The 20,756-nt window shown below is 70.9% G+C and carries 23 protein-coding genes; 4 read left to right on the top strand and 19 right to left on the bottom strand.

The features are described 5' to 3' along the window. Positions 1-24: 24 nt before the first annotated feature. Together ACWDZ4_RS24535 and ACWDZ4_RS24530 are read right to left on the bottom strand one after the other, a co-directional pair. A complete protein-coding gene (locus ACWDZ4_RS24535) occupies positions 25-441 on the bottom strand; it encodes a helix-turn-helix domain-containing protein (protein WP_451510539.1) in 417 nt (138 codons plus the stop codon). Between the two features lie 117 nt (positions 442-558). Beyond that, positions 559-1,062 carry a DinB family protein gene (locus ACWDZ4_RS24530; protein WP_451510538.1) on the bottom strand — a complete coding sequence of 168 codons (504 nt, stop codon included), beginning with the start codon at positions 1,060-1,062 and terminating at the stop codon, positions 559-561. Between the two features lie 137 nt (positions 1,063-1,199). Here ACWDZ4_RS24530 and ACWDZ4_RS24525 point away from each other — a divergent pair, with 137 nt between their 5' ends. Continuing rightward, on the top strand, positions 1,200-1,673 hold the full coding sequence (locus tag ACWDZ4_RS24525) for a nitroreductase family deazaflavin-dependent oxidoreductase (RefSeq protein WP_451510537.1): 474 nt from the start codon (positions 1,200-1,202) through the stop codon (positions 1,671-1,673). Between the two features lie 103 nt (positions 1,674-1,776). On the opposite strand, the gene ACWDZ4_RS24520 is transcribed toward ACWDZ4_RS24525, so the two are convergent. From ACWDZ4_RS24520 to ACWDZ4_RS24490, 7 genes are all read right to left on the bottom strand, one after another. Further along, a complete protein-coding gene (locus ACWDZ4_RS24520) occupies positions 1,777-2,799 on the bottom strand; it encodes a hypothetical protein (protein ID WP_451510536.1) in 1,023 nt (340 codons plus the stop codon). Between the two features lie 191 nt (positions 2,800-2,990). Next, on the bottom strand, positions 2,991-3,233 hold the full coding sequence (locus ACWDZ4_RS24515; protein WP_451510535.1) for a DUF397 domain-containing protein: 243 nt from the start codon (positions 3,231-3,233) through the stop codon (positions 2,991-2,993). After that, the gene (locus ACWDZ4_RS24510; protein WP_451510534.1) at positions 3,230-4,099 is read right to left on the bottom strand and encodes a helix-turn-helix domain-containing protein; all 870 of its coding nucleotides are present in this window, start codon (positions 4,097-4,099) and stop codon (positions 3,230-3,232) included. The genes ACWDZ4_RS24515 and ACWDZ4_RS24510 overlap by 4 nt, the downstream gene beginning before the upstream one ends. 258 nt (positions 4,100-4,357) lie before the next feature. Next, entirely contained in the window at positions 4,358-4,927 is a 570-nt protein-coding gene (locus ACWDZ4_RS24505) for a hypothetical protein (protein WP_451510533.1), read from the bottom strand. 533 nt (positions 4,928-5,460) lie between these two features. Continuing rightward, on the bottom strand, positions 5,461-6,204 hold the full coding sequence (locus ACWDZ4_RS24500) for a hypothetical protein (protein ID WP_451510532.1): 744 nt from the start codon (positions 6,202-6,204) through the stop codon (positions 5,461-5,463). 362 nt (positions 6,205-6,566) lie between these two features. Beyond that, a complete protein-coding gene (locus tag ACWDZ4_RS24495; protein ID WP_451510531.1) occupies positions 6,567-8,645 on the bottom strand; it encodes a HelD family protein in 2,079 nt (692 codons plus the stop codon). A 47-nt stretch (positions 8,646-8,692) separates the two neighbouring features. Beyond that, the gene (locus ACWDZ4_RS24490; protein WP_451510530.1) at positions 8,693-9,304 is read right to left on the bottom strand and encodes a TetR family transcriptional regulator; all 612 of its coding nucleotides are present in this window, start codon (positions 9,302-9,304) and stop codon (positions 8,693-8,695) included. Between the two features lie 96 nt (positions 9,305-9,400). Here ACWDZ4_RS24490 and ACWDZ4_RS24485 point away from each other — a divergent pair, with 96 nt between their 5' ends. Beyond that, positions 9,401-10,381, top strand: coding sequence for a zinc-binding dehydrogenase (locus ACWDZ4_RS24485; protein WP_451510529.1), 981 nt, complete (start codon positions 9,401-9,403; stop codon positions 10,379-10,381). A gap of 728 nt (positions 10,382-11,109) precedes the next feature. On the opposite strand, the gene ACWDZ4_RS24480 is transcribed toward ACWDZ4_RS24485, so the two are convergent. The 4 genes from ACWDZ4_RS24480 to ACWDZ4_RS24465 all read right to left on the bottom strand — a co-directional run bounded on the left by ACWDZ4_RS24480 (position 11,110) and on the right by ACWDZ4_RS24465 (position 14,999). After that, positions 11,110-11,853 carry an HAD family hydrolase gene (locus ACWDZ4_RS24480; RefSeq protein WP_451510528.1) on the bottom strand — a complete coding sequence of 248 codons (744 nt, stop codon included), beginning with the start codon at positions 11,851-11,853 and terminating at the stop codon, positions 11,110-11,112. A 117-nt stretch (positions 11,854-11,970) separates the two neighbouring features. Continuing rightward, the gene (locus ACWDZ4_RS24475) at positions 11,971-13,218 is read right to left on the bottom strand and encodes a GNAT family N-acetyltransferase (RefSeq protein WP_451510527.1); all 1,248 of its coding nucleotides are present in this window, start codon (positions 13,216-13,218) and stop codon (positions 11,971-11,973) included. A 117-nt stretch (positions 13,219-13,335) separates the two neighbouring features. Further along, entirely contained in the window at positions 13,336-14,301 is a 966-nt protein-coding gene (locus ACWDZ4_RS24470; RefSeq protein WP_451510526.1) for an asparaginase, read from the bottom strand. A 74-nt stretch (positions 14,302-14,375) separates the two neighbouring features. Further along, positions 14,376-14,999: an RsiG family protein gene (locus ACWDZ4_RS24465; RefSeq protein WP_451510525.1), complete on the bottom strand. Its 624-nt coding sequence runs from the start codon at positions 14,997-14,999 to the stop codon at positions 14,376-14,378. 116 nt (positions 15,000-15,115) lie between these two features. On the opposite strand from ACWDZ4_RS24465, the gene dtd reads away from it, so the two are divergent. Further along, a complete protein-coding gene (dtd, locus tag ACWDZ4_RS24460) occupies positions 15,116-15,541 on the top strand; it encodes a D-aminoacyl-tRNA deacylase (RefSeq protein WP_451510524.1) in 426 nt (141 codons plus the stop codon). A gap of 59 nt (positions 15,542-15,600) precedes the next feature. On the opposite strand, the gene ygfZ is transcribed toward dtd, so the two are convergent. The 6 genes from ygfZ to ACWDZ4_RS24430 form a co-directional block, all read right to left on the bottom strand. Next, entirely contained in the window at positions 15,601-16,581 is a 981-nt protein-coding gene (gene ygfZ, locus ACWDZ4_RS24455; protein ID WP_451510523.1) for a CAF17-like 4Fe-4S cluster assembly/insertion protein YgfZ, read from the bottom strand. Between the two features lie 10 nt (positions 16,582-16,591). Further along, a complete protein-coding gene (locus ACWDZ4_RS24450) occupies positions 16,592-17,029 on the bottom strand; it encodes a Fur family transcriptional regulator (protein ID WP_451510522.1) in 438 nt (145 codons plus the stop codon). Between the two features lie 68 nt (positions 17,030-17,097). Next, on the bottom strand, positions 17,098-17,661 hold the full coding sequence (locus ACWDZ4_RS24445; RefSeq protein ID WP_451510521.1) for an FABP family protein: 564 nt from the start codon (positions 17,659-17,661) through the stop codon (positions 17,098-17,100). Between the two features lie 222 nt (positions 17,662-17,883). After that, positions 17,884-18,729: a hypothetical protein gene (locus tag ACWDZ4_RS24440; RefSeq protein ID WP_451510520.1), complete on the bottom strand. Its 846-nt coding sequence runs from the start codon at positions 18,727-18,729 to the stop codon at positions 17,884-17,886. Further along, the gene (locus ACWDZ4_RS24435) at positions 18,726-19,502 is read right to left on the bottom strand and encodes a hypothetical protein (RefSeq protein ID WP_451510519.1); all 777 of its coding nucleotides are present in this window, start codon (positions 19,500-19,502) and stop codon (positions 18,726-18,728) included. The genes ACWDZ4_RS24440 and ACWDZ4_RS24435 overlap by 4 nt, the downstream gene beginning before the upstream one ends. Continuing rightward, entirely contained in the window at positions 19,499-20,287 is a 789-nt protein-coding gene (locus tag ACWDZ4_RS24430) for a hypothetical protein (RefSeq protein WP_451510518.1), read from the bottom strand. The genes ACWDZ4_RS24435 and ACWDZ4_RS24430 overlap by 4 nt, the downstream gene beginning before the upstream one ends. A 104-nt stretch (positions 20,288-20,391) precedes the next feature. Here ACWDZ4_RS24430 and ACWDZ4_RS24425 point away from each other — a divergent pair, with 104 nt between their 5' ends. Beyond that, on the top strand, positions 20,392-20,754 hold the full coding sequence (locus tag ACWDZ4_RS24425) for a DsrE family protein (protein ID WP_451510517.1): 363 nt from the start codon (positions 20,392-20,394) through the stop codon (positions 20,752-20,754). The last annotated feature ends 2 nt before the right edge of the window (positions 20,755-20,756 follow it).

Below are 20,756 nucleotides of genomic sequence, written 5' to 3'. Positions count from 1 at the left end.
ACTGTGGTCCTCCCGGATCTCAGTTCACTGTGAGGGTGGTGTGCCTGTATCGCTGTCGTCGGCGGGGGCGTCCGTCACGACGTCCGCTTCGGCGTCCGTCGCGTTCTCCTTGCGGAACGACTCGTAGATCTGCAGCAGAACCTGTTTCTGCCGCTCGTTGATCGACGGGTCGGCGAGTATGACGGCGCGCGTCTCCAGCTCTTCGCGCTCCCGCTCGTCGAGGATCCCGGCCTGCACGTACAGCGTCTCGGCGGAGATCCGCAACGCCTTCGCGAGCTGCTGGAGGATCTCCGCGCTCGGCTTGCGCAGACCGCGCTCGATCTGGCTGAGGTACGGATTGGACACCCCGGCGGCGTCGGCGAGCTGCCGCAGCGACAGCTGCGCGCTGCGCCGCTGCTCGCGCAGGTACTCACCGAGATTGCCGACGTTGAGCGATGCCATGTCCCGATAGTGCGCCATGGTTGCTAACTTTTGCAAGCGCATGCTTGCAAAAGTGTTACGCGCCGTTGTGGCCGAGTGCGTGCAAGCGGAAGCGGAGGAAGGTGCCGGCGCGCGGACCTACGAGCCGGTACGGCCGTCGGCCAGCTCCCGCAGGATGTCGAGGTGGCCGTTGTGGCGGGCGGTCTCCTCGATCAGGTGGAGCAGGATCCAGCGCAGATTGGGGTGCTTGCCGTTGCGCCCGGCGCGCTTGGCCTCGGTGTCCAGGTCGTGCTCGGACACAAGCTCGCGGTAGCGGGCGCACTGGGCCTCGTACGCCGAGAGGAGGTCGGCCAGGGGCACGTCGAGCGCGATGCGCATCTCCCGGTCCGGGTCCTCGTCCGTCCACGGCCCCTCGTCCTCCTCACCGAGGAACGCCACCTGGAACCAGTAGTACTCCACCCAGCGGAGGTGGCTGATGAGCCCGCACAGGGTCATCAGCGGGGAACCGGGCAGCGGCGCCTTGCGGGCGTCCTCCGGCGAGACGCCGTCGCACTTGGCGCGCGCGGTGTCGCGGACGTAGTCGAGGAAGGTGGCGAGCGAGGCGCGCTCGTCGGGTGTGGGAGGCTCATCGGTTCGTGTCATCGGGGTGAATGTTCTTCGCCCGTACGCCCGCTGTCGAGCGATTTTGTGCGACCTGCGGCTCCAGGGGCGACTCTGGAGGGTGTCCGGCAGTACGACGGGACATCGATACGGCGATACGGCGAGAAGGAGCGGCGCACGTGACACACGGAAACGGCAGCAGCGACGGCAGCGGCGACGGCAGCGGTGCGGTGAAGCTCAGCCCCAGCGGCTGGGTGGCCGAACAGGCCGAGCTGTACGAGGAGTCCGGCGGCACCAAGGGCACCACCATGCAGGGCGCGCCGTGCCTGCTGTTGGACTACGTCGGGCGGCGCAGCGGCATCACACGGCGCACCGTGCTGATCTACGGGCGCGACGGCGACGACCATCTGATCGTGGCGTCGAAGGGCGGCTCCGACGAGCACCCGCTGTGGTACCGGAACCTCCGGGACAACCCCGACGTGCAACTCCGGGTCGGCACCGAGCGGTTCCCGGCCCGCGCCGAGACCCTCTCCCCCGAGGAGAAGGCCCGGGTGTGGCCGCACCTGGTGGACGTCTTCGCGCCGTACGAGAGCTACCAGAAGAAGACCAGCCGCGACATTCCGGTGGTACGGCTCCGGCGTACGGACATGTGACGGACGAGGACGGACTGCGGGCGCCGGCGAATCCCGGGAAAGTTCCCCCGCGCCCGGAGAACCGTGCCCTGGAACCGTACGTACGCGACCGGATCGTGAACCGTCACGACATCGTAGCCACCGGCACCGGCACCGGTACCGGCACCGGCTCCGAGGCGTGGGGCGGGTACTTCGCGGCGTGGGCCTCCCAGGCCGCGTCCTGGCGGCAGCGTCCGCACTGGGTCTCGTCGTCCAGCGGCCGGAAGAGGTGTTCGGGGCCGGAGCCCTCGCAGGTGATGAGGGGCTTGGGCCGGTGGGATTCCTGCCGGGGCGCGGTGTGGTGCGGTGGGTGTACGGCGGTCCGCTCCTGGGGCATTTTCTCGGTCAGTCGGTGCCTCAGGAAGCCCACGGCGGAGCGGACACCGGTCGGTGGCAGTCCGCTGGTCAGCGCGTGACGCAGGTCCGCCGCGCTGATGCCTCTGCGCAGCCAGTCGGCCGCGACGGCGGAGAGCGTACGGGCCTCGCGTTCGCCCAGGTGCAGTTCGCGCCGCGTCTGGCGCAGCGACAGCAGCACGCCCTCGGCAAGCGCGCGTGCGGGGTCTTCGGTGGCGTCGCCGGTGGCAGGGGCCGGTTCCGCCTCCGGCTCCTGTTCCTGTTCCTGTTCCGGCTCCGGTTCCGCCTTCGCCTCCGTTTCTGGTTCCTGGGGCTTGGGGGGTGGGTGGGGAGTGTTCTTCTCCCCGTTGTTGTCCCCCGGAGGGGAGTCACCGACCACCCGAGGAGCCGGTTCACCGACCGTCCGCATGTGCGTACTCGGCAGACCGCCCTCCCGGACGGCCGTCGCCTCCTGGGGGGTGAGGCGGACGTTGGCGAGGAGCTGGTCGGTCACCCACCGGCCGCGCTCGTTCTGGTGCCGCCACTCGTGCAGGAACCCGCAGGCGCCGAGGAGTTGCTTGACCTTCTGGTACGCCCGGCCCTTGATCCCGAGACGTTCCGCGTGCGCGCTGAGGGACTTTGCGGTCGAGCCCTCAGGGAGACCCTGTACGTACAGAAGCAGGATCTTCGCGTCGCTGTTCAGACGCGGATGTTGCACGACGTCGTGCGAAGCCTTCGTGTAGCGCCGAAGGGGCGCGATAGCATGCCGAAGCATCCTCGGGACTCCTGGTTGGTCCTCGAAGGTGAAGGTCCTCGGATGGTGTTGGTAGCACCGCCGGGGACCGCCCCGTGTCCGGACGGACACGAAGCGTGATGACGCGATCACCGTACAGCACCGCGCCCAACTCCCGCATATGCCCAGCGAAATGCCCCCACCAGAGGGTGAGGGCACTTGCGGTGCGTGCGTCAGGCGCGGGCGTACGAGACGAACGCGGCCCAGGAGTCCGGGGCGACCGCGAGCTGCGGACCGTCGGTGACCTTGGAATCACGGACGTGGATGGTGGTGGGGTGCGCGGCGACCTCTACGCACTGGCCGCCCTCGCCGCCACTGTAGCTCGACTTGCGCCAGTCGTAGGCGACTTCGAGGCATTCGCCGCCTTCACCGGTGCTGTAGCTGGACTTGAACCAAGTGAGTTCATCTATGTTCATCGTTCTCCCAGCATCTTCTCGATCAGGGCCAGCGAGTCACGTGGCGTGCGAGCCTGAGCCCGGATAATCCCATAACGATCGGCGAATGCGCGCACTTCTTCTGCGTCCGTGATCAACCGGGGATGACCGTAGACCTCGGTGTATGCCACCTGTTGGCGGCCCTTGGGGGTTAGCAAGGTGAACGATCCGTCCAGGCTCGAATGTTCCTCAAGAACAGTGGGCATCACCTGGATTTCCACAGTTCGCAGCCTTCCCAGGCGCAGGAGTTGCCGCAGCTGGCCCTCATGAATGAGCCGTCCACCAATCGGACGGTGGAGTACAGCTTCCTCCATGACGTAGCTGAGGGTGGGGGTTGGCCACTGCTCAAGGATCTGTTGACGGGCCAGGCGGTCGACGACGCGCTTATCAACAGTCTCATCGCTCAGAAGCGGGCGGCGCTGGGAGAAGATCGCGCGGGCGTAGTCCTCGGTCTGGAGCAGGCCATGCACGACATGGTTCGTGTAATGGTGCAGCTCAACCGCCTCCGCCTCCAGCTTCGCGTAGTTCCGGTACCAGTCCGGGTGCCGCGTCCGCGCCTTCTTCTGCGCCTCCCGTACGTCCGGAATCGCCGCCCGCAGCACCCCGCCCGCCTTCAGCGCGTCGTCGGCCCGGTCCAGGAACTCCGGCTGCGGCGTCCGTACGCCCCGTTCCATCGCGGAGATGAGGTCGAGACCGCAGTGGGTCGCCGTGGCCAGTTCCCTCTGGCTCATGGCGAGGTTCTCGCGCAGCACCCGGATCTGTTTGCCGATCGCACGGAACAGGTGCGCGGTGCCGTCCGCCTCCGAGGGCAGCTCGGGGCGTGATTCCTGGTTCACGGATTCCGTCATGCCGTACCGCTCTCCCGGTCACGGCCGACGTGCCGTACATCATGCCGTGCGTGTCCGTACAGTTACCCAGCGTCCACCGGTCATACCCGGTCAGGGTACGGCGGGGCGGACACGCTCTGTCACATGAACGCCGAAATCACTTCCGTCACTGTCCTCTGACAACGAACTTGGACGGCTTGTCACCGAAGTGGGACTGATGGAGCACCCACGAGCCAGCTCGACGACGGTTGCTTCCCCGGCCCGTAGTGCCGGGCTGTTTCATTTTCTATTTTCCGCGAGGTCGGAAACGGTCGGAACCGGGCTCCTCTGGAGGGCCTCGCTTTCGACATAGGGGCGCAGTGCCTTGATGATCTTGTCCGGGTCCATGTTCTCCCGAACGTGTCCCGGGCGGCCATCGGGAGAGTAGTTCAAGGAGGCTGGGCAGACGCCTTGCCCCTCGACTTTGAAACGGGTGATCAGTTTGGAGGTCGTCGCTTCGAGCAGCAGGTAGGTGGCCCGAGCCTGGATCAGCCGTACCTCACCGTATCCCCGGTAGTCACACTTGATGTCCGTGAGAGTGATTGGTTCCACGTACTCGCAAACGACCAGCTGAGCGGTGTACGGCTCGCTGTCGGGGGTCGTCCAGTGAGGGGGCAAGGTCCTACCCATCCGGAAATGAAGATCGACTGGGTGCGGGCCCGGCCCGGTATAGGGCTTCGCGTCTTCGGTGTACCTCGTGGGGTGTACCCCACGCCCGGAAGCAGCGGACGCTGGGCACGGGTCGGAGGGGAAGACCGGTGAGTTCGGCTCGAACGCCGTGCCGTCAACAACTATGACGACCATGGTCACGGCGGGAATGATGATCAAAGGGGCGAGAACCGCCGGTCGTATTCTGAACATCGCCTCTCCGGTGATGCACGTCAGCGGGCCGGCAGTGAATCAGACCAGATGACTCGCCGGTGCCGATGGGCAGGCCCTCGCGCTGTCTTCCTTCCTCATACTGGCTGTCCGACTCCCCTGACAAAGTATCCAAATCCGCTGTCAGGGGACAGTCACAACCGAGTTCGTCCGACGCCTCAGTGTCCCGTCTCCAGGGATCTGGTCCACGTCTCAGGTGATCTGGTCCGATTCGCTCGTGGTCTCAGGTGATCTGGTCCGTTTTCCGGATCGATGCTCCCGGAGCGCCGGGCGTACCACGCCGGGAGGAACGGTGGCTGTGACGGCAAAGCCGAGGGTTCCCGCCAGGAAGCGGAGGCCGTCGGGCACCAGCCCGAGTACCAGGTCAGTCCCATGCCGTGGCGATGAGTGCCAGGGTGATGGGCAGTCAGGTGAGGGACGCCGTGAGGTCGGGGCGGACTTCTCGGCCGTAGCCCACCGGTCGGTCATCGCGCGTCGGCCTCGGCGGATCGCTGGTTGCCCAGGAGGAAGAAGCCCACACCCAGCACGACCGCCACGATCGCCGGGGCCACGAGCTGCCAGGGAATGCCGAGCCACACTGCGGGCAGCCCCACGCCGAAGGTGGCTGTCAGGTTGGTAAAGAACAGTCTCTTGCCGGACCCGCTCCAGGTGAAGGTGCCGAGGTTGCGCGCCGCGACGAGGCGCGCCGCACCGAAGGCGAGGCCGAGCACCGTGAGCAGACCGAGGCCCGCGCCTCCGGCGGCAATCATCTGGGGCTCGTCGCGCGGCTCGTCGGAGGTCTTCTGCCGGACCCCGTCCTTGGCGAGCGCGACAATGTCGCCACGCCAGACGGTGGCGACGGCCTTGTCGCCCCCCTGGAGCGTCTCCAGGAGCGGTCCGGGATCGCCGAAGTCCAGCTCACCCTGGAACCGCTCGCTGTCCACGGTCGCCCGGTACGCACTGTTCCTGCCCCCGCGGTCGACCACCGTGTCCACGATGTTGAACTCGACCTTTCGCAGGCAGTCCTCCCACCACACATCCGGCGTCGAGTCGGCCGCGCAGCGCTCGGCCGCACGGTACTCCTCGTACCGCGCGACGTTGGCGGGCAGCCAGTCAGCGAACGCGAGGACGCAGCCCGCCGCCGGGGCCACGGACACCAGGATCATCAGCAGTCCCAGGACCCGCCTTGCCCCGGCCCGGAATGCCGTCACTTCTCTCAGTCCGGTCATCTTGACCCCCCAGCCCGCAGAGGCCGGGTGTCCCGGCCTGTCGACGTATCCTCCCCTGCCGGAAACCTGCCACGTCATGAGGGATGCTGGCAGGTCAGCACAGTGCTTCCATGCCGGATGCAGGCAATCAGCGGGTGCATAGCTGACGGCACAGGCGTGGCATCAGTTCGAAACAGCAGAGCCGAACCACATCAGCTGAGACAGCGGCCGACATCCCCCCGTCGGGGACCGCATCACCTGAGATTCCCGGCCTCTTCGCGTCTCAACTGAACTGGTCGTCGCAGATCAGGCCCCCGACTCGAGGACAGATCATTTGAGACGGGACACTCAGCTCCACCCGCAGTGACACACCGTGCGGGCGCTCAGGCCCGCAGCTCCGCCGGAAGCGGAAGGCGGTGGAGCACGTCGAGGCGGCTGACCGCCCGCGTCAGCACCACATAGAGCCGGTGCAGGCCCCGCTCCTCGGCTCCGGCGATCTCGGCCGGTTCGACGGCGACGACGTGGTCGTATTCGAGGCCCTTGGCGAGCACGGCGGGCAGCACGGACACCCGGGACGTCTCCCCCGGCCCCACCGCCTCTTCCAGCCCAGCCGCCCCCACCGTCTCTCCCAGCCCCGCCGCCTCCAGCGCCTCCCTGAGCTCCGCCACCCGCCCCGCGTCCGCGATGACGCCCACCGATCCCTCCCGGGCCAGCGCCGCCCGTACCGCGTCGACCGTCGCCGCCACCACGTCCGGCACCTGGCGCACCGACAGCTCCCCGTCCGCGCGCAGCGACCGCCCCGGCGGTACGTCGACGTCCAGTGCCCCCAGCAGCCGGTTCGCCAGCTCCACGATCGCGGCCGGGACGCGGAAGCCGGTGGTCAGCGGGACGACGGCGGCCGTGGGCCTGCCGAGGTGGGCGAGGAGTTCGGGCCAGGTGCGGGCGGCCCAGGGCGTCGTGCCCTGCGCGAGGTCGCCCAGCACCGTGACCGACCCGAAGCCGACCCGGCGCGCGATCGCCCGGCACTGCATCGGGGACAGGTCCTGCGCCTCGTCGACGACGACGTGGCCGTAGCTTTCGGGGCGCTCGACGAGTCCGGCGACCTCGTCGATCAGCACCAGGTCGGCGGCCGACCACCTGGCGCTCCTCCACGAGCGCGGTGGCTTCGCCCAGCGGATCGCCCGCCGCTCGTCCGGGGTGAGGAGCGGGTCGGACGGGTCGGTGAGCACGGCGGCGACGATCTCCTCCGGCCGGACCTTCGGCCACACCGAGTCGACGAACGCCCCGATCGCCCGGGACCGCCCCATCCGCCGCAGCCAGTCGTCGCCCGGCGGCCCGGACCGCCGTTCGGCCTGGAGCTGGAGCGCCCGGACGGCGCGCGTGCGGACGCGTTCGCGGCCGACGGCGTACGGGGGTGCCTCGGCCCGCACCTCCGCGACGATCCGCTCCAGCTCGCCCAGCGGAATCCGCCGGCGATATGAGCCGTCCGGCACGACGACGGTCTCGGCGGGCGCCGACACCCGCCCGTACAGCGCCCGGTGGAGCACGGCCGCCATCCGGGCGTCGTGCTTGACGGCGGCCGCCGCGGGGGTGTCCCGGGCGCGCACCGGGTGACGGCCGGTCTCGTCGTCGACCGTCGACTGCCTGATGCCGCTCTCCCCCAGCGCGGGCAGCACCTCGGAGATGTACGAGAGGAAGGTCCGGTTGGGCCCGAGGATCAGCAGGCCGCCCCGCTTGAGGCGCTGCGGGTACGTGTAGAGGAGGTAGGCCGCGCGGTGCAGGCCGACGGCGGTCTTGCCGGTGCCCGGGGCGCCCTGCACGCAGACGGATTCGGTGAGTCCGGAGCGTACGAGATCGTCCTGCTCGGGCTGGATGGTGGCGGCGATGTCGCGCATCGGGCCGACGCGGGGGCGCCCGATCTCGGCGGCGAGGATGCCGCTGCCCGGTACGCCGCCGGCTCCCACCCCCGGCACACCGCCCGCCTCCTCCCCCGGCACACCGCCGGCCTCCTCCCCCGCCGTGAGCCGCTCGTCCTCCAGTCCGGTCAGGTCCTCGGACGCCCCCTTGCTCCCCGGCGCCCAGCCGAACCGCCGGCGCACCACCACGCCCTGCGGGTCGCGCGCGCTCGCCTGGTAGAAGGTGCGGGAGACGGGGGCGCGCCAGTCGAGGACCAGCGGCGGGTCCGCGGGATGTTCGGCGATGCGGCGGCGGCCGATGTGGTGGCTCCGGCCGTCGGCCAGGTCCAGCCGCCCGAAGAAGAGCGGGCTCTCGGGCTCCTGCCTCAACTCCTTCGCGTACGAGCGCAGATGGAAGCCGAGGGCTTCGGCGTCGGCACCGGAGGCGGAGACGTCCTCGCCGGTGACGACCTGTTCGCCGGCGCCTTCGGTCATCCGGGCCAGGGCCGCGCGGCAGAGGTCGTGGAAGGTCCGTTCCTGGCTGAGGGCATGGTGGAGTGACGTCATCCACCCAAGATAACGTAACTCAGTAATGAATTTAACCAAGCTTCAATTTACGCCCGGAGCCCGGTCCGCAGCTGCCCGAAGGCCAGGTCCGCCGCCGCCGCCGCTCCCGGAAGCACCTCTTCCGCGCTCTCCCCCGCCTCGATCCGGCGCCAGTTCTCCTCGGCGAGAATCCGCTGCACGGCAACGGTCTGACCGGCCGCGAGCCGCGAAGCGAGGGGGTCGGGCCCGTCGAGGGCGGCGGCGAGCGCCTCCTCGGAACGCTTCACGTACGCGTGCAAGCGGGCCACCAGGCTCGGCGTTCCGTACAGCAGCCGGTGGAAGGCGAGCACGTCCGCGTCGTCGCTGAGCCCGGTCACCGGATCGCGCCGGTGGAGCCCGTCCAGGAAGTGCCGGTGCAGGGCGTCTAGTGGCGAGAGCCCCTCCGCACGCCCGCCGGCCACCACCCGGGCCGCCTCGTCCACGTGGTCGGCGAACCGGTGCAGCGCGAGGTCCTCCTTGGCGGGGAAGTACCGGAACAGCGTCGGCTTGGAGATCTCGGCCGCGGCCGCCACCTCGGCCACGGAGACCTTGTCGAAACCCTTCTCCAGGAAGAGGGCGATCGCGGCATCGGAGATCACCTGGTACGTCCGCTGCTTCTTGCGCTCGCGCAAACCACTCATGTTGACGAAGCGTACGCGCTTGACCTCAACGGAACTTGAGGTCCCAGACTTGTCGACGCAGGGACACAGACATCGACGGAGTGGGGAGTGGACGCCATGCGCGCGATTCAGGTGACGGAGTTCGGCGGCCCGGAGGTACTGGTGGCGACCGAGCTGCCGGACCCGGTGGCCGGCCCTGGCGAGGTGGTCGTCGAAGTCGCCGTGTCCGACACCCTCTACATCGAGACGCAGATCCGCGGCGGCTGGGGCCCGCAGTTCGGCATCGAGCCGCCGTACGTGCCGGGCGGCGCGGCCGTCGGCACGGTACTGGCCGTGGGCGACGGCGTGGACCCCGCGTGGACCGGCCGCCGGGTCGTGGCGGGCGCGGGCACCCGCGGGACGTACGCCGAACAGGTCGCCGCCCCGCTCGACCGGCTGATCCCGGTCCCGGACGGCCTCGGCCTGCGCGAGGCCGCCGCGCTCGCGCACGACGGCGTCACCGGCACCGGCATCCTCGAGGCGGCCGGCATCCGGCCCGGCGAACGGGTACTGATCCTGGGTGCGGCGGGCGGCATGGGAACGCTTCTGGTGCAGATGGCCCGTGCGGCCGGGGCGCGTGTCGTCGGGGCGGCGCGCGGCGGGCGGAAGCTGGATCTCGTACGGGAACTGGGCGCCGACGCGGTCGTGGACTACTCCGAGGAGGGCTGGACCGACCGGGCCCGCGAGGCGCTCGGCGGCGCGGGGGCGGACGTACTGCTGGACGGCGTGGGCGGCGAACTGGGCCTGGCGGCCTTCGCGTTGACGGCCGACGGCGGCCGCGTCTCCGCGCACGGCGCGTCCAGCGGCGGCTTCGCGGCCGTCGACGCGGGCGAGGCGGAACGCCGGGGGATCACGCTGCGCGGGATCAGCGAGGTCCAGTACGGGGCGGCCGACATCACGCGACTGTCGGCGAAGGCCCTGGCGGAGGCGGCGGCGGGCCGCCTGCGCCCGGTGATCGCGGCCACGTTCCCGCTGGCCCGGGCCGCGGAGGCGCACACGGCGATCGAGGCGCGGGCGGTGGCGGGCAAGGCGCTGCTCACGGTGGCACCGGCCGTCTGACCGGTACAGGGGGGCACACCCTGCGGGGGCTTTCCCCTGCCCGCCCCTGCCCGGAACTGGGGGCAGCCCCAGGCCCCGGGCGCCCTTGGGGCCTGCCCTCGATCGCCGGACGGGCTGGACTTTCCCGCTCGGCGGGCGTATTCAGCCCCCCCCAGGGGCCCCCGGACGGGGTCCGGGGGAGACCGAGGAGCAGAGTCCGGGGCGGAGCCCCACGCGGGGGAGCCGCGGAATGTCACAGCCGGGAAGGAACGGGCAGGGGAACCGACCCTCCGCAGGTACCCCGGATCACCCCCCGCCCGCTTCCGCACCAGCACCTCGACCCCGCCCGGCAGCCGTTCGAGCCCGAAGACGAACTCGGAATCGGGCTCGTCCGGCTGATCGAAGACCCCCGGATCCAGCACCCGCGTCACCGCCGGACACCGCTGCGGATCGACGCGCCCGCGCCGCCGCCCTCCCCGACCGCTTCGGGCTGACCGGGACCGGGGACCGGCTGATCGCGTCGCACTCCGGAGGCATGCGGCCCGGGACGGAGCGAGGGCGGCGACGGCGGCTTCGCCCACGGCGACTGGTCGCACCCGCTCTCCGTCCCGGAGGCGGTGGGCGGCGCACGCTCGAACCGGTCTCCACCGTCATCAGCGACGCGGGCGTGCACGTGTGTACCCGTCGGCCGGTCGCCGAGGGGCAGGGCAGGGCAGCCCCGCCCGGAGCCGGGCTGCTCTTCCGGGCCGTCAGACCCGAGCCGTCGCCCGCACCACCCGGAGCACCGGCTCCAGATCGTCCACGACCACCGCCGCGCCCGCCCCGAGCAGCCGCCGCATCCGCCTCTCGTCGCGTGCGTAGCCGAGGAACCGTACGCCTGCCTCCCGCGCCGCGAACAGGTCCGAGGGGGTACCGCCGACCCTCAGGGTCTCGGCAGGCCGGGCTCCCCATGCGGTGAGGGTGCGGCCGAGGCGGTCCGGGCCGGGCCCGGGGTGGCTCGGGCCGGGTGTACGGCCGTAGATGTGCGGGGCGAAACAGCCGGCGAGGCCCCGGCCGGCCAGGTACTGCTCCGCCGCCGGCGAGGAGCTGTCCGTCATGAGCGCGAGACGGCTGCCGACCGCGCTCCAGGTGCGTACCAGCGGGTCGGCGTACGGGGTGGGCCGGGCGGTGGCGGCGGCCCGGAGCTCCTCGCGGGTGAGCTCTTCCTCCAGGGCCCGCACCAGTTCACTGCCGGGGCGGGCCCGTGCCACGGCCCGCAGGACGGCGTACGGGTCGCCGGAAGCCCGTTCCTCCTCCGTCAGCGGCACGGGCCGGCCGTGCCTCTCCAGCCGGTCGACCAGGTTGTCCGCCACGTCGTGCGCCCGGTGGTCCGCGAAGAGCCGGCAGAGGGGGCCGTCGAAGTCGAAGAGCACGCATCGCGCACCCGTGATCAGATCCCGCAGTTCCTCGATCACCGATGCCGCCTGTTCGGTTTGAGTCGCGTCAGAAGTCACTAGGAGAGTGTCAGGTCCGACGTGACGGTGTTCCAGAGCGCGTCGTTCCGGACCGCGTCTTTCCGGACCGTGTCGCACCACTGCTGCGACCGCTCCACGGACATCGCGCCCGCCCGGTCAGAAGATGTCCGGGCACCACGGACGCCTGGGCGTACGGAACAGGGCGTCGGCAACGGCGGCGGCGCCCGCCGACTCCTCCGCGACCCGGCCCAGCGCCACGAGCCGCACCGCGGACTCCTCGCCCAGGTACAGCGCCCCCAGCTCCCTCACGTCCAGTGTGAGATCGGGCGTCCCGGCCGAAGGGGCGCACACCGCCCCGTCCGCCGAGGCGTCCAGCCGGAACCGCCCGCCGGCCAGTCCCGCCGTGTCGCGCACCTCAAGGACGAGCGAGGCGGGCACCGCGTACGTCCGCGCCTCCAGGGCCCGTACGACGTCCAGCAGCCGCACCCACAGGAAGTCGGCCTGCGTGACGACCCTGGCCGCCCGGGGGTCCGGGAGCAGCAGGGGCAGCAGATCGTCGCCGGCGCGGTATCCGGACCGTACCGTCGTGATCCAGTCGACCGCGCAGACGAAGTGCCACAGCGCGCGCTCCGCCGCCGGCGACACCGCGACCATGTCGCGTACGGTCGCGGTGTTGAGCGGCTGCTTGCCGTCGCCCCACTTCTCGTCGGCGTGGTAGGTCATCAGCCCCTCGACCTCACCCCGCGCCGACCGGTAGACGGCGTGGAACGGCTCGGTCCAGGGCTGGAACGACATCACCACCTGCCCCGTGCCGAGCTGCCACCAGCGCTCGTCCCGGCTGACCGCACCGTGCTGCACCGCCCGGAAACGCTCGTGCAGCACGGGCCCGAGCTTGCGCACGTCGGCCCCGTCGACCAGGTCGATCCGGCCGCCGCCGTCGTCCGGCCCCGCCCAGCGGGCGTCGAGCCCGGCCCGGGCCACGTCGACCTCCCACTCGGTGACCGAGGCGGCGGGCCCGAACCCGTACCGCCCGTAGATCGGGTACTCGGCGGCGATCAGCGTCGACAGGACGTCCCCGCGCTCCTTCGCCGCCGCGAGGTCCGCGGCCATCATCCGGCTGAGCAGGCCGCGGCGGCGGTGCGTCGGCGACACGGTCACGTTCGACACCGCGCTCGCCGGCACCCGTGCGCCGCCCGGCACCGTGAGCTCCTGGGCGAAGGAGCGGTACGTCGCGACACAGCGCCCGGCGTCGAACGCGCCCCGCATCCGCGACAGGCCCATGTGCGGCAGGCGCTCCGCGGCCTCGTCCGGCGAAACGACGGGCGGGCGGAGGAATCCGGTGGCGAGAGCGCGCAGCCAGTCGGGGAACTCGGACGCGGTGACCGTACGGACGTCGACACTCATGCGCCCACGCTAGGCACTCCGGCCACCGGCTGTCGCCCGCATTTCGCGCTCCGCGACGTCGCCCCGGCGGCCCGCTTCCCGACCGCCCCCGGCGGCCCCCGGCCTCTCCCCGCCGCCTCAGAACGCCGCGCGTACCTCCCCGACCTCGGCCGCCCCGCCCATCAGCGGCGCCCGCCCGATCCGGTCCACCACCGGCGCGTCCACGCCGAGCCGCCGCAACGCCCCGGCCAGCACCGGCCCGTGCGCCCGCGTCGCGCCGTCGTCGATCTTGAAGGCGAAGGCGCGGCCGTCCGGCAGGGCCACCGCCTGCACCGCCTCGGCGCCCATCTTGGACAGCGTGCCCGGCACCTCGCGCATCAGCCAGGTGTCGAAGCGGCGCGTGCCCCCGACGTACTCGGGGTGCGCGCGCATCGCGTCCGCGACGCGGCGCTCCGCCGTGCCCTCCCCGGCGAGCACGAAGCCGCGGAAGGCACGCGCGAGCCCGGCCAGGCTGATCGCCATCAGAGGCGCGCCGCAGCCGTCGGTCCCGACCGCCGTGACGCGCTCGCCGCTCGCCTCCTCGACCACCTTCAGCACGAGCCGCTGGAGCGGATGCGCGGGGTCCAGGTACGTGCCCGTGTCCCACCCGTTCCGTGCGCACACCGCCAGCATCGCCGCGTGCTTGCCCGAGCAGTCCATGGCGATCCGCTCACGCACCCCGCCCGCGGCGAGGTGCGCCTCCGCCTCCACCGGGTCCAGCGGCAGATCCGGCGGGGTCTGGAGGTCCGCCTCCGTGAATCCGGACTCCGCCAGCATCTTCCGTACGAGATCCAGCTGGAACCGCTCCCCCGAGTGGCTCGACGCCGCCAGCGCCAGCCGCTCCCCCGACAGGCCGAGCCCGGCCCGCAGCACCGCCGCCGCCTGCATCGGCTTGTTGCTGGAGCGCGGGAAGACCGGGGCGTACGGGTCCCCGACCGCCAGCTCCACACTGCCGTCCGCCGCCAGGACGACGAGCGAGCCCCGATGACAGCCCTCGACGAAACCGGAACGAACGACTTCCGCGAGGACCGGGGATATGGCGGCGGCAGCGGTGCTGGAGGACATGCGGATCGACCTTCCGAGGGCAGGACCCGACTCCCCGAGGCAGAGTCGGCCGGGTCACGGCCTCGAGGTCGGCTTCAGGTCAGCAGGTCGTCTACTTGTGCTTCCCCATCACGGTACCTGCGGGCGATCTCGGCGCTGCAATCGTCCGCCGTCCGCTGGAGGAGCTGCCGGCGGCGCGAAACCTGCTGCTCGTAGCGGACGAGCCGCACCATGGCCGCGTGCAGCTCCTCGTCCGTACGGGCACCGAGGTCCGAGAGCTCGACCTCGGCGAGCATCTCGGCGGCCAGCTGCCGGGACTCCTCGCTGCGCGGTGTGGAGAGCGTGACGTGCCGGGCGGAGGAACGGTGCTGCGACGGGGCGTCCGCGAGGATCTCCGAGAGCCGGTCGACGACCGGGGAATCCGGCCCCGTACGCCGCGCCAGTTCGGCCCGCAGGATGTCGATCCGCCCGTGCAGCAGACGCCGCACATAGCTGAGGTCCGCCTCGTCGCGCTGCGAGTCACGGCGCAGAGCGCGCAGCTCCGGCAGCCCCAGCAGGGCGAGATCGGGCTTGTTGCGGTCGGCCGCGAAGACGTTGCCCGTACTCTCGCCGGACCGCTGCGCCGGTGGTCGTGCGGCGGAAGCGGAAGCGGAAGCCGTCAGCCGGCTCATCGGCATAGGTACGGGCCCGGGCGGCTGCCCGGCACCAGGTGTGCTCATGAAGTGTTCCGTCCCCTCGACCGGTGCGGCGCGCACCGCCTCTGTGCATCGTGCCACTCCTGACTGCCACCCTGCAGGCGCTCTACGCCCGTTCGGCCCCCGATAGATTGGTCCACATGCGTGCAGTGGTGCAGAGAGTCGACGGCGCGAGCGTCGTCGTGGCGGGGCAGACGGTCGGCGAGATCGCCGGCGAAGGGCTGTGTGTGCTGGTGGGAGTGACCCACGAGGACACGACGGACAAGGCCGCACAGCTCGCCCGGAAGCTGTGGTCGGTTCGGATCCTTGCGGGCGAGAAATCCTGCTCCGACGTGAATGCGCCACTTCTGGTCATTTCGCAGTTCACCCTCTACGGGGACGCCCGCAAGGGCCGCCGCCCGACCTGGAACGCCGCGGCCCCCGGCGACGTCGCCGAGCCCCTGGTCGACGAGGTCGTGGCGCAGCTCCGCACCCTGGGCGCCCACGTGGAGACGGGCCGGTTCGGAGCGGAGATGCGCGTCTCGCTCACGAACGACGGCCCGTTCACGGTACTGATCGAGGTCTGAGGCGGAAAAGAAGGCGGAAAAGGACCGCTACGGCTCTACGGCTCTACCGCTCTACCGCTCTACGGCTCCACAACGACTTCCTGCGCCGCGGCCGTGTTCCCCGCCATCAGCTCCGCGTCCACCGGCACGTTGCGCTTGACCAGCGCGAGGGCGATCGGCCCCAGCTCGTGGTGGCGGGCCGAAGTGGTGACGAAGCCGAGCTGACGGCCCTCCTCGCCGTCCGCCGCGAGCCGCACCGGCGTACCGGGCGGCGGCAGCAGGACCTCGCTGCCGTCCAGGTGCAGGAAGACCAGGCGCCGCGGCGGCTTCCCCAGGTTCTGGACCCGGGCGACGGTCTCCTGGCCCCGGTAGCAGCCCTTCTGGAGGTGTACGGCGCTGCCGATCCAGCCCACTTCGTGCGGGATGGTGCGGTGGTCGGTCTCGAAGCCCAGCCGGGGCCGGTGCGCCTCGACGCGCAGCGCCTCGTACGCCAGGATGCCGGCCGCCGGACCGTGGGCCCCGGCGTACGCCTCCAGCTCGCCCCGCGGCAGGAAGAGGTCCCGGCCGTGCGGAGTCTGCCGTACCGCCACCCCCTCGGGCACGTCGGCGATGGAGCCGGCCGGGAGGTGGACGACCGCGAAGTCCTCGGTGCGGTCGGCGGTCTCCACCCGGTAGAAGAACTTCATCGACTCCAGGTACGCGAGGAGATCGCCCTGCGTGCCCGGCTCGACGTGCATCCACACGGTCTCGCCGTCGTCGACGAGGTACATCGCGTGCTCGACATGGCCGTGCGCGGTGAGGATCAGCGCCTCGGTGGCCCGGCCGGCCGGAAGCTCGCTGACGTGCTGCGTGACCAGGAGGTGCAGCCAGCTGAGCCGGTCGTCCCCGGTGACGGTGACGACGCCGCGGTGGGACAGGTCGACGAAACCGGTACCGCCGGCGAGCGCGCGCTGCTCGCGGAACAGGTCTCCGTAGTGCGCGGCGACGCCTTCGTCACGCCCTTCGGCGGAAACGGCGCCGGGCAGGGACAACAAGGGGCTGGTCGGTGAGTGTCGCAGCATGAGGGCCAGCCTACGACTCGGTGGCCGAAGCCTGTGCGGCGCACTTCTCGCAACGGCCGAAGATCGCGAAGTGCTTCATGTCCGTCTCGAAGCCGAACGTCTCGCGCAGCTTGGCGGTGAAGTCGGCGGCGATCCCGATGTCGGCCTCGATCACGTTCGTACAGTCGCGGCACACCAGGTGGATGTGGTGGTGGCGGTCCGCCAGGTGGTACGTCGGGGCCCCGTGCCCCAGATGCGCGTGGCTGACCAGACCCAGCTCCTCCAGGAGCTCCAGGGTCCGGTACACCGTGGAGATGTTCACGCCGGACGCGGTTCTGCGCACCTCGACGAGGATGTCGTCGGGCGTCGCGTGTTCCAGGGCGTCCACGGCCTCCAGGACGAGCTGGCGCTGGGGCGTCAGCCGGTAGCCGCGCTGCCGCAGGTCGCTTTTCCAGTCGGTGCTCACCACGTGCCCAGTGTAGGCAGCGCGGCGAGCAACCGGCCGTACGTCGTCCTGTCCCGCCCCGTGGAACTCGCCTACTTGAAGAAGGCGATTCCGTCGTCGGGCAGGTCCTTGAGGTCCTTCGCCCACTCCCTCGGGTCGACGACCTTCTTCAGGTGCGCCGACATGTAGGGGCGCAGCTCGACGTCCGGGGTCGCCTTCTCGCCGACCCACATCAGGTCGCTCTTGACGTAGCCGTAGAGACGCTTGCCGCCGGTGTACGGCCCCGAGGCGGCGGTACGCGCCACGGCGTCCGTCACCAGGTCGATCTGCGGCTTCTGGTCCGCCAGCTCGCCGTACCAGATCTCGACGACGCCCTGGTCGCGGATCATGACGACCTCGACCTTGCGGTCCTTGTCGACGCGCCAGTAACCGGTCTCGCTCTCCAGCGGGCGGACCTTCTTGCCCTCGTTGTCGAGCACCCAGGTGCGCGAGACGTACTCGAGGAAGTCCCGGCCGTCGTGGGAGAAGGTGACTTCCTGGCCGAAATTGGCCTTCTCGTCACCGGGGAAGTCGAAGACGCCCGCGCCTTCCCAGTTTCCGAGGAGGAAGACGAGGGGGACGAGGTCCGGGTGGAGGTCGGACGGGATCTCGATCATGAGCTGCTCAGACGATCTGTGAGGGGAGGGATGGGTTAGCGCTGACCCTGGTAGAGCTTCTTCACGGTCAGACCGGCGAAGGCCAGAACACCGACGCAGACCAGAACCAGCAGGGCTTCGAAGAAAATCGTCAGCACGGGGGTGCTCCTTGCACGAGCGGTGGGCGGTACGGGGCCGGGCCCCAGCTTAGTCGGCGGGGCCCGGCACGGCCGTCCCGGGGCTTCAGCCGAGCAGCTGGTTCTGGAGAATCACCGACTGGTGGAAGGGCACCCCGGGGGCGCCGCCCTTCCTGGAGTGCGTGAGCAGCGCGACCGTGTCGCCGGCCTGGACGTAGGCCAGCCGGACCTGCTCGCCGTCGTACGGCTTCTCCTCGGCGAAGAGGTACGCCATGGTGTTCTCGACCAGGCCCGAGCTCGTCCAGTCGGGGTCGAGCTCCAGGGTGGGCGACCCGGCGAGCGGTACTCCGCTGTCGATGCCGACGGCGAGCACGTGGTTCCTGAAGCGCTCGGCGATGCCGACCGAGTTGAACCGGAGCAGGTAGACCCGGGACGTGGTGCCGTCCGGCATGGTCCAGCCGCGCGCGGCGACATGGCGTACGGCGTAGTCGGACAGCGCGAGCCGCAGCTCGCTCCGCCTGTCCTTCTCATACGCCTCCGTGAACCGCTCGGAGGCCACCCAGCCGCCGTCGAGCTCCTTGTCCCGCGTGGCGCCGGCCGGCAGAGGCAGCAGCAGTTCGCGCAGGTCGGCGTGGTGGATCTCTCCCCGGTTGCCGTCGTTGAAGGGGCGCGGGGAGCCGGCCGGAAGGGCGGGCACGGAGAGCACCGGGTAGTCCCAGCGGCCGTCGCTCCGGGTGGTCAGACCGGGTACGTCGGTACGTTCCGTCGACGCGACGCCGAAGGCGGTGCCGGTCCCGATGCCGCCGCACACGAGCACGGCTGCGGTCCACCGGGCGACGGCCCGCAGCGCCTTGCGCGGCGGCTCGGGCGCGGCGGGGACTTCGGCGACCTGCTGGACGGGGGCCGTTTCGGCGGCGGTCGCCCGTGCCGAGGACGTGAGCTGCTCGGTCATATGTACTCCCCCGGGGACACGACGTGGTCGAGCTGGTCCTCGACCAGCCTGGTGACGTCGGACTTCGAGAACGGTTCGGTGCCGGAGGCGGTGACGTTGACCATCAGCTCGCCGTCGTACGCCATGCAGAACATCCCGTCGAGCCCCGGCTTCTCCTCGGTGCCGGACCGGCCCGTGGGCGCGGCCATGACGCAGGACGCCTCCTTGTGTCCCCCGACCTTCGGGCCCTTGGGGACGCCCAGGAAGCGGAGCAGCTCCGTCCGGAACTTGTACAGGTCGTGGACCTGCTTCTCGTCCTTGATCCGCACGATCTGGGTCTGGACGACGAGATCACCGGCGTTCGACGTGTACGACCGCACGGCGATCCCCTGTACGCCCAGCTTGTCGACTCTCCGCTCGTACTCCCGGCGGTTCTTCCCGTAGATCTCGCCCCCCTGCTCCTTGAGGAGAGCGACCGCCTGCGCGCTGCTGAGCTCACCGTCGTTGCCGTACGAGTCGATGTCGGGGCCGAGGCGATACGTCTCGGGGACGGGCAGCAGGAGTCTGCTGAGCTCGGTCGAGTCCCTGCCCTTGGCGACGTCGCCCGCCGGGTCCTCGGCGGGCTCGCGGTCGGACTCCTTCCACACCGTGGTGGGAGCGGTCACGTCGGCGGAGCCGGCGGTGTTCACGGTGTACGCCGCTCCGCCGCCGAGGGCGCCCACGACCAGCACGGCGGGCAGCACCGTACCGAACAGCCGGCGCGTCACGTTTCTGTCCACAGGCGTCTTGTTCACAGGCGCTCCAGCTGCCGCTCGGCCAGCACGCGGATGTCGCGCTCACTGATCCGCCGGGTGTCGAGGATGTTGATGTCGACCATGACGTCACCGCGATGGAAGAGCGCGCGGGCGCGGTACTGCGGCAGGTGGCCGGCCCTGTTCTCGACCGGGAAGAGCCAGTAGCGGCCGTTACCACTGCCCTCGAGGGCCTCGCCGGCGTTGCCGGCCCCGTCCTCGTTCCCGCCCATGTAACCCTGCTGGCCCTCGGCATGCTCGGCGGCCCCGTGCACGGGCCCCGAGTGGTACTGAACGAGCCGGACGTACACCTCCCGGTGCGCGGAGGGCTGCCAGGCGACCGCCGCCATCCGGCGGAAGTCCGCGTCCGCGAGCTCACCGAACATACCGTCCGGTCTGTCGAACTCGAGGGCGTACGCCCCGATCTCCTTCCAGCCGTCCTCCAGGCCGGACACGTCCGCGTCACGCGCCCCGGCGGGCTTCGGCACGAGCAGCTTGCGCAGATCGCCGTCCGTCCTGACGCGGTGGTCGTCCCTGGCGGACAGCGGCTCCGGCTCCCTGCCCTTGGGCAGTGGCTCGGCCGGGTACGCCAGACCGTCCTGCGCCAGCGCGGGCAGCGGCGTCGGCGGCCGCTCGGCCTGGACGGTGTAGCCGACGGCCAGCCCGCCGACGATGCCCAGCGCCGTTGCGGCAGCGATGATCAGGGGCGTACGGGCGCACGACCGGACGGCCCGCGATTCTTCTCGTTCACGTTCCTGCTGGTCAGGAACGTCTTCCTGCGCTTCCAAAGGGGCCCCCACGAGACCTGAGGCGCAGGCTCCGTTCACCTGCGGCGCAGTACAGACCCGCGAGGGGCGACCGTGGTTGTACGGCGGCGGATTACAGTTCGGGCATGGCGAAGAAGCTCGTGATCAAGGTGACCGCCGGGGCCGACGCCCCCGAGCGGTGTTCGCAGGCGTTCACGGTGGCGGCGGTGGCCGTGGCCAGCGGGGTCGAGGTCTCGCTCTGGCTGACCGGCGAGTCCGCGTGGTTCGCGCTGCCGGGCCGCGCGGCGGAGTTCGAGCTGCCGCACGCGGCGCCGCTGCCGGACCTGATCGAGGCGATCACGGCGGCGGGACAGATCACCCTGTGCACGCAGTGCGCGGCGCGCCGCGAGATCACCGAGAAGGACGTGATCGAGGGCGTACGGATCGCGGGCGCCCAGGTCTTCGTCAGCGAGATCATGGCGGACGGCGTCCAGTCCCTCGTCTACTGAGC

The organism is Streptomyces sp. NPDC003016 (assembly GCF_053591455.1).
This window is presented reverse-complemented; position numbering and strand designations above follow the sequence as displayed.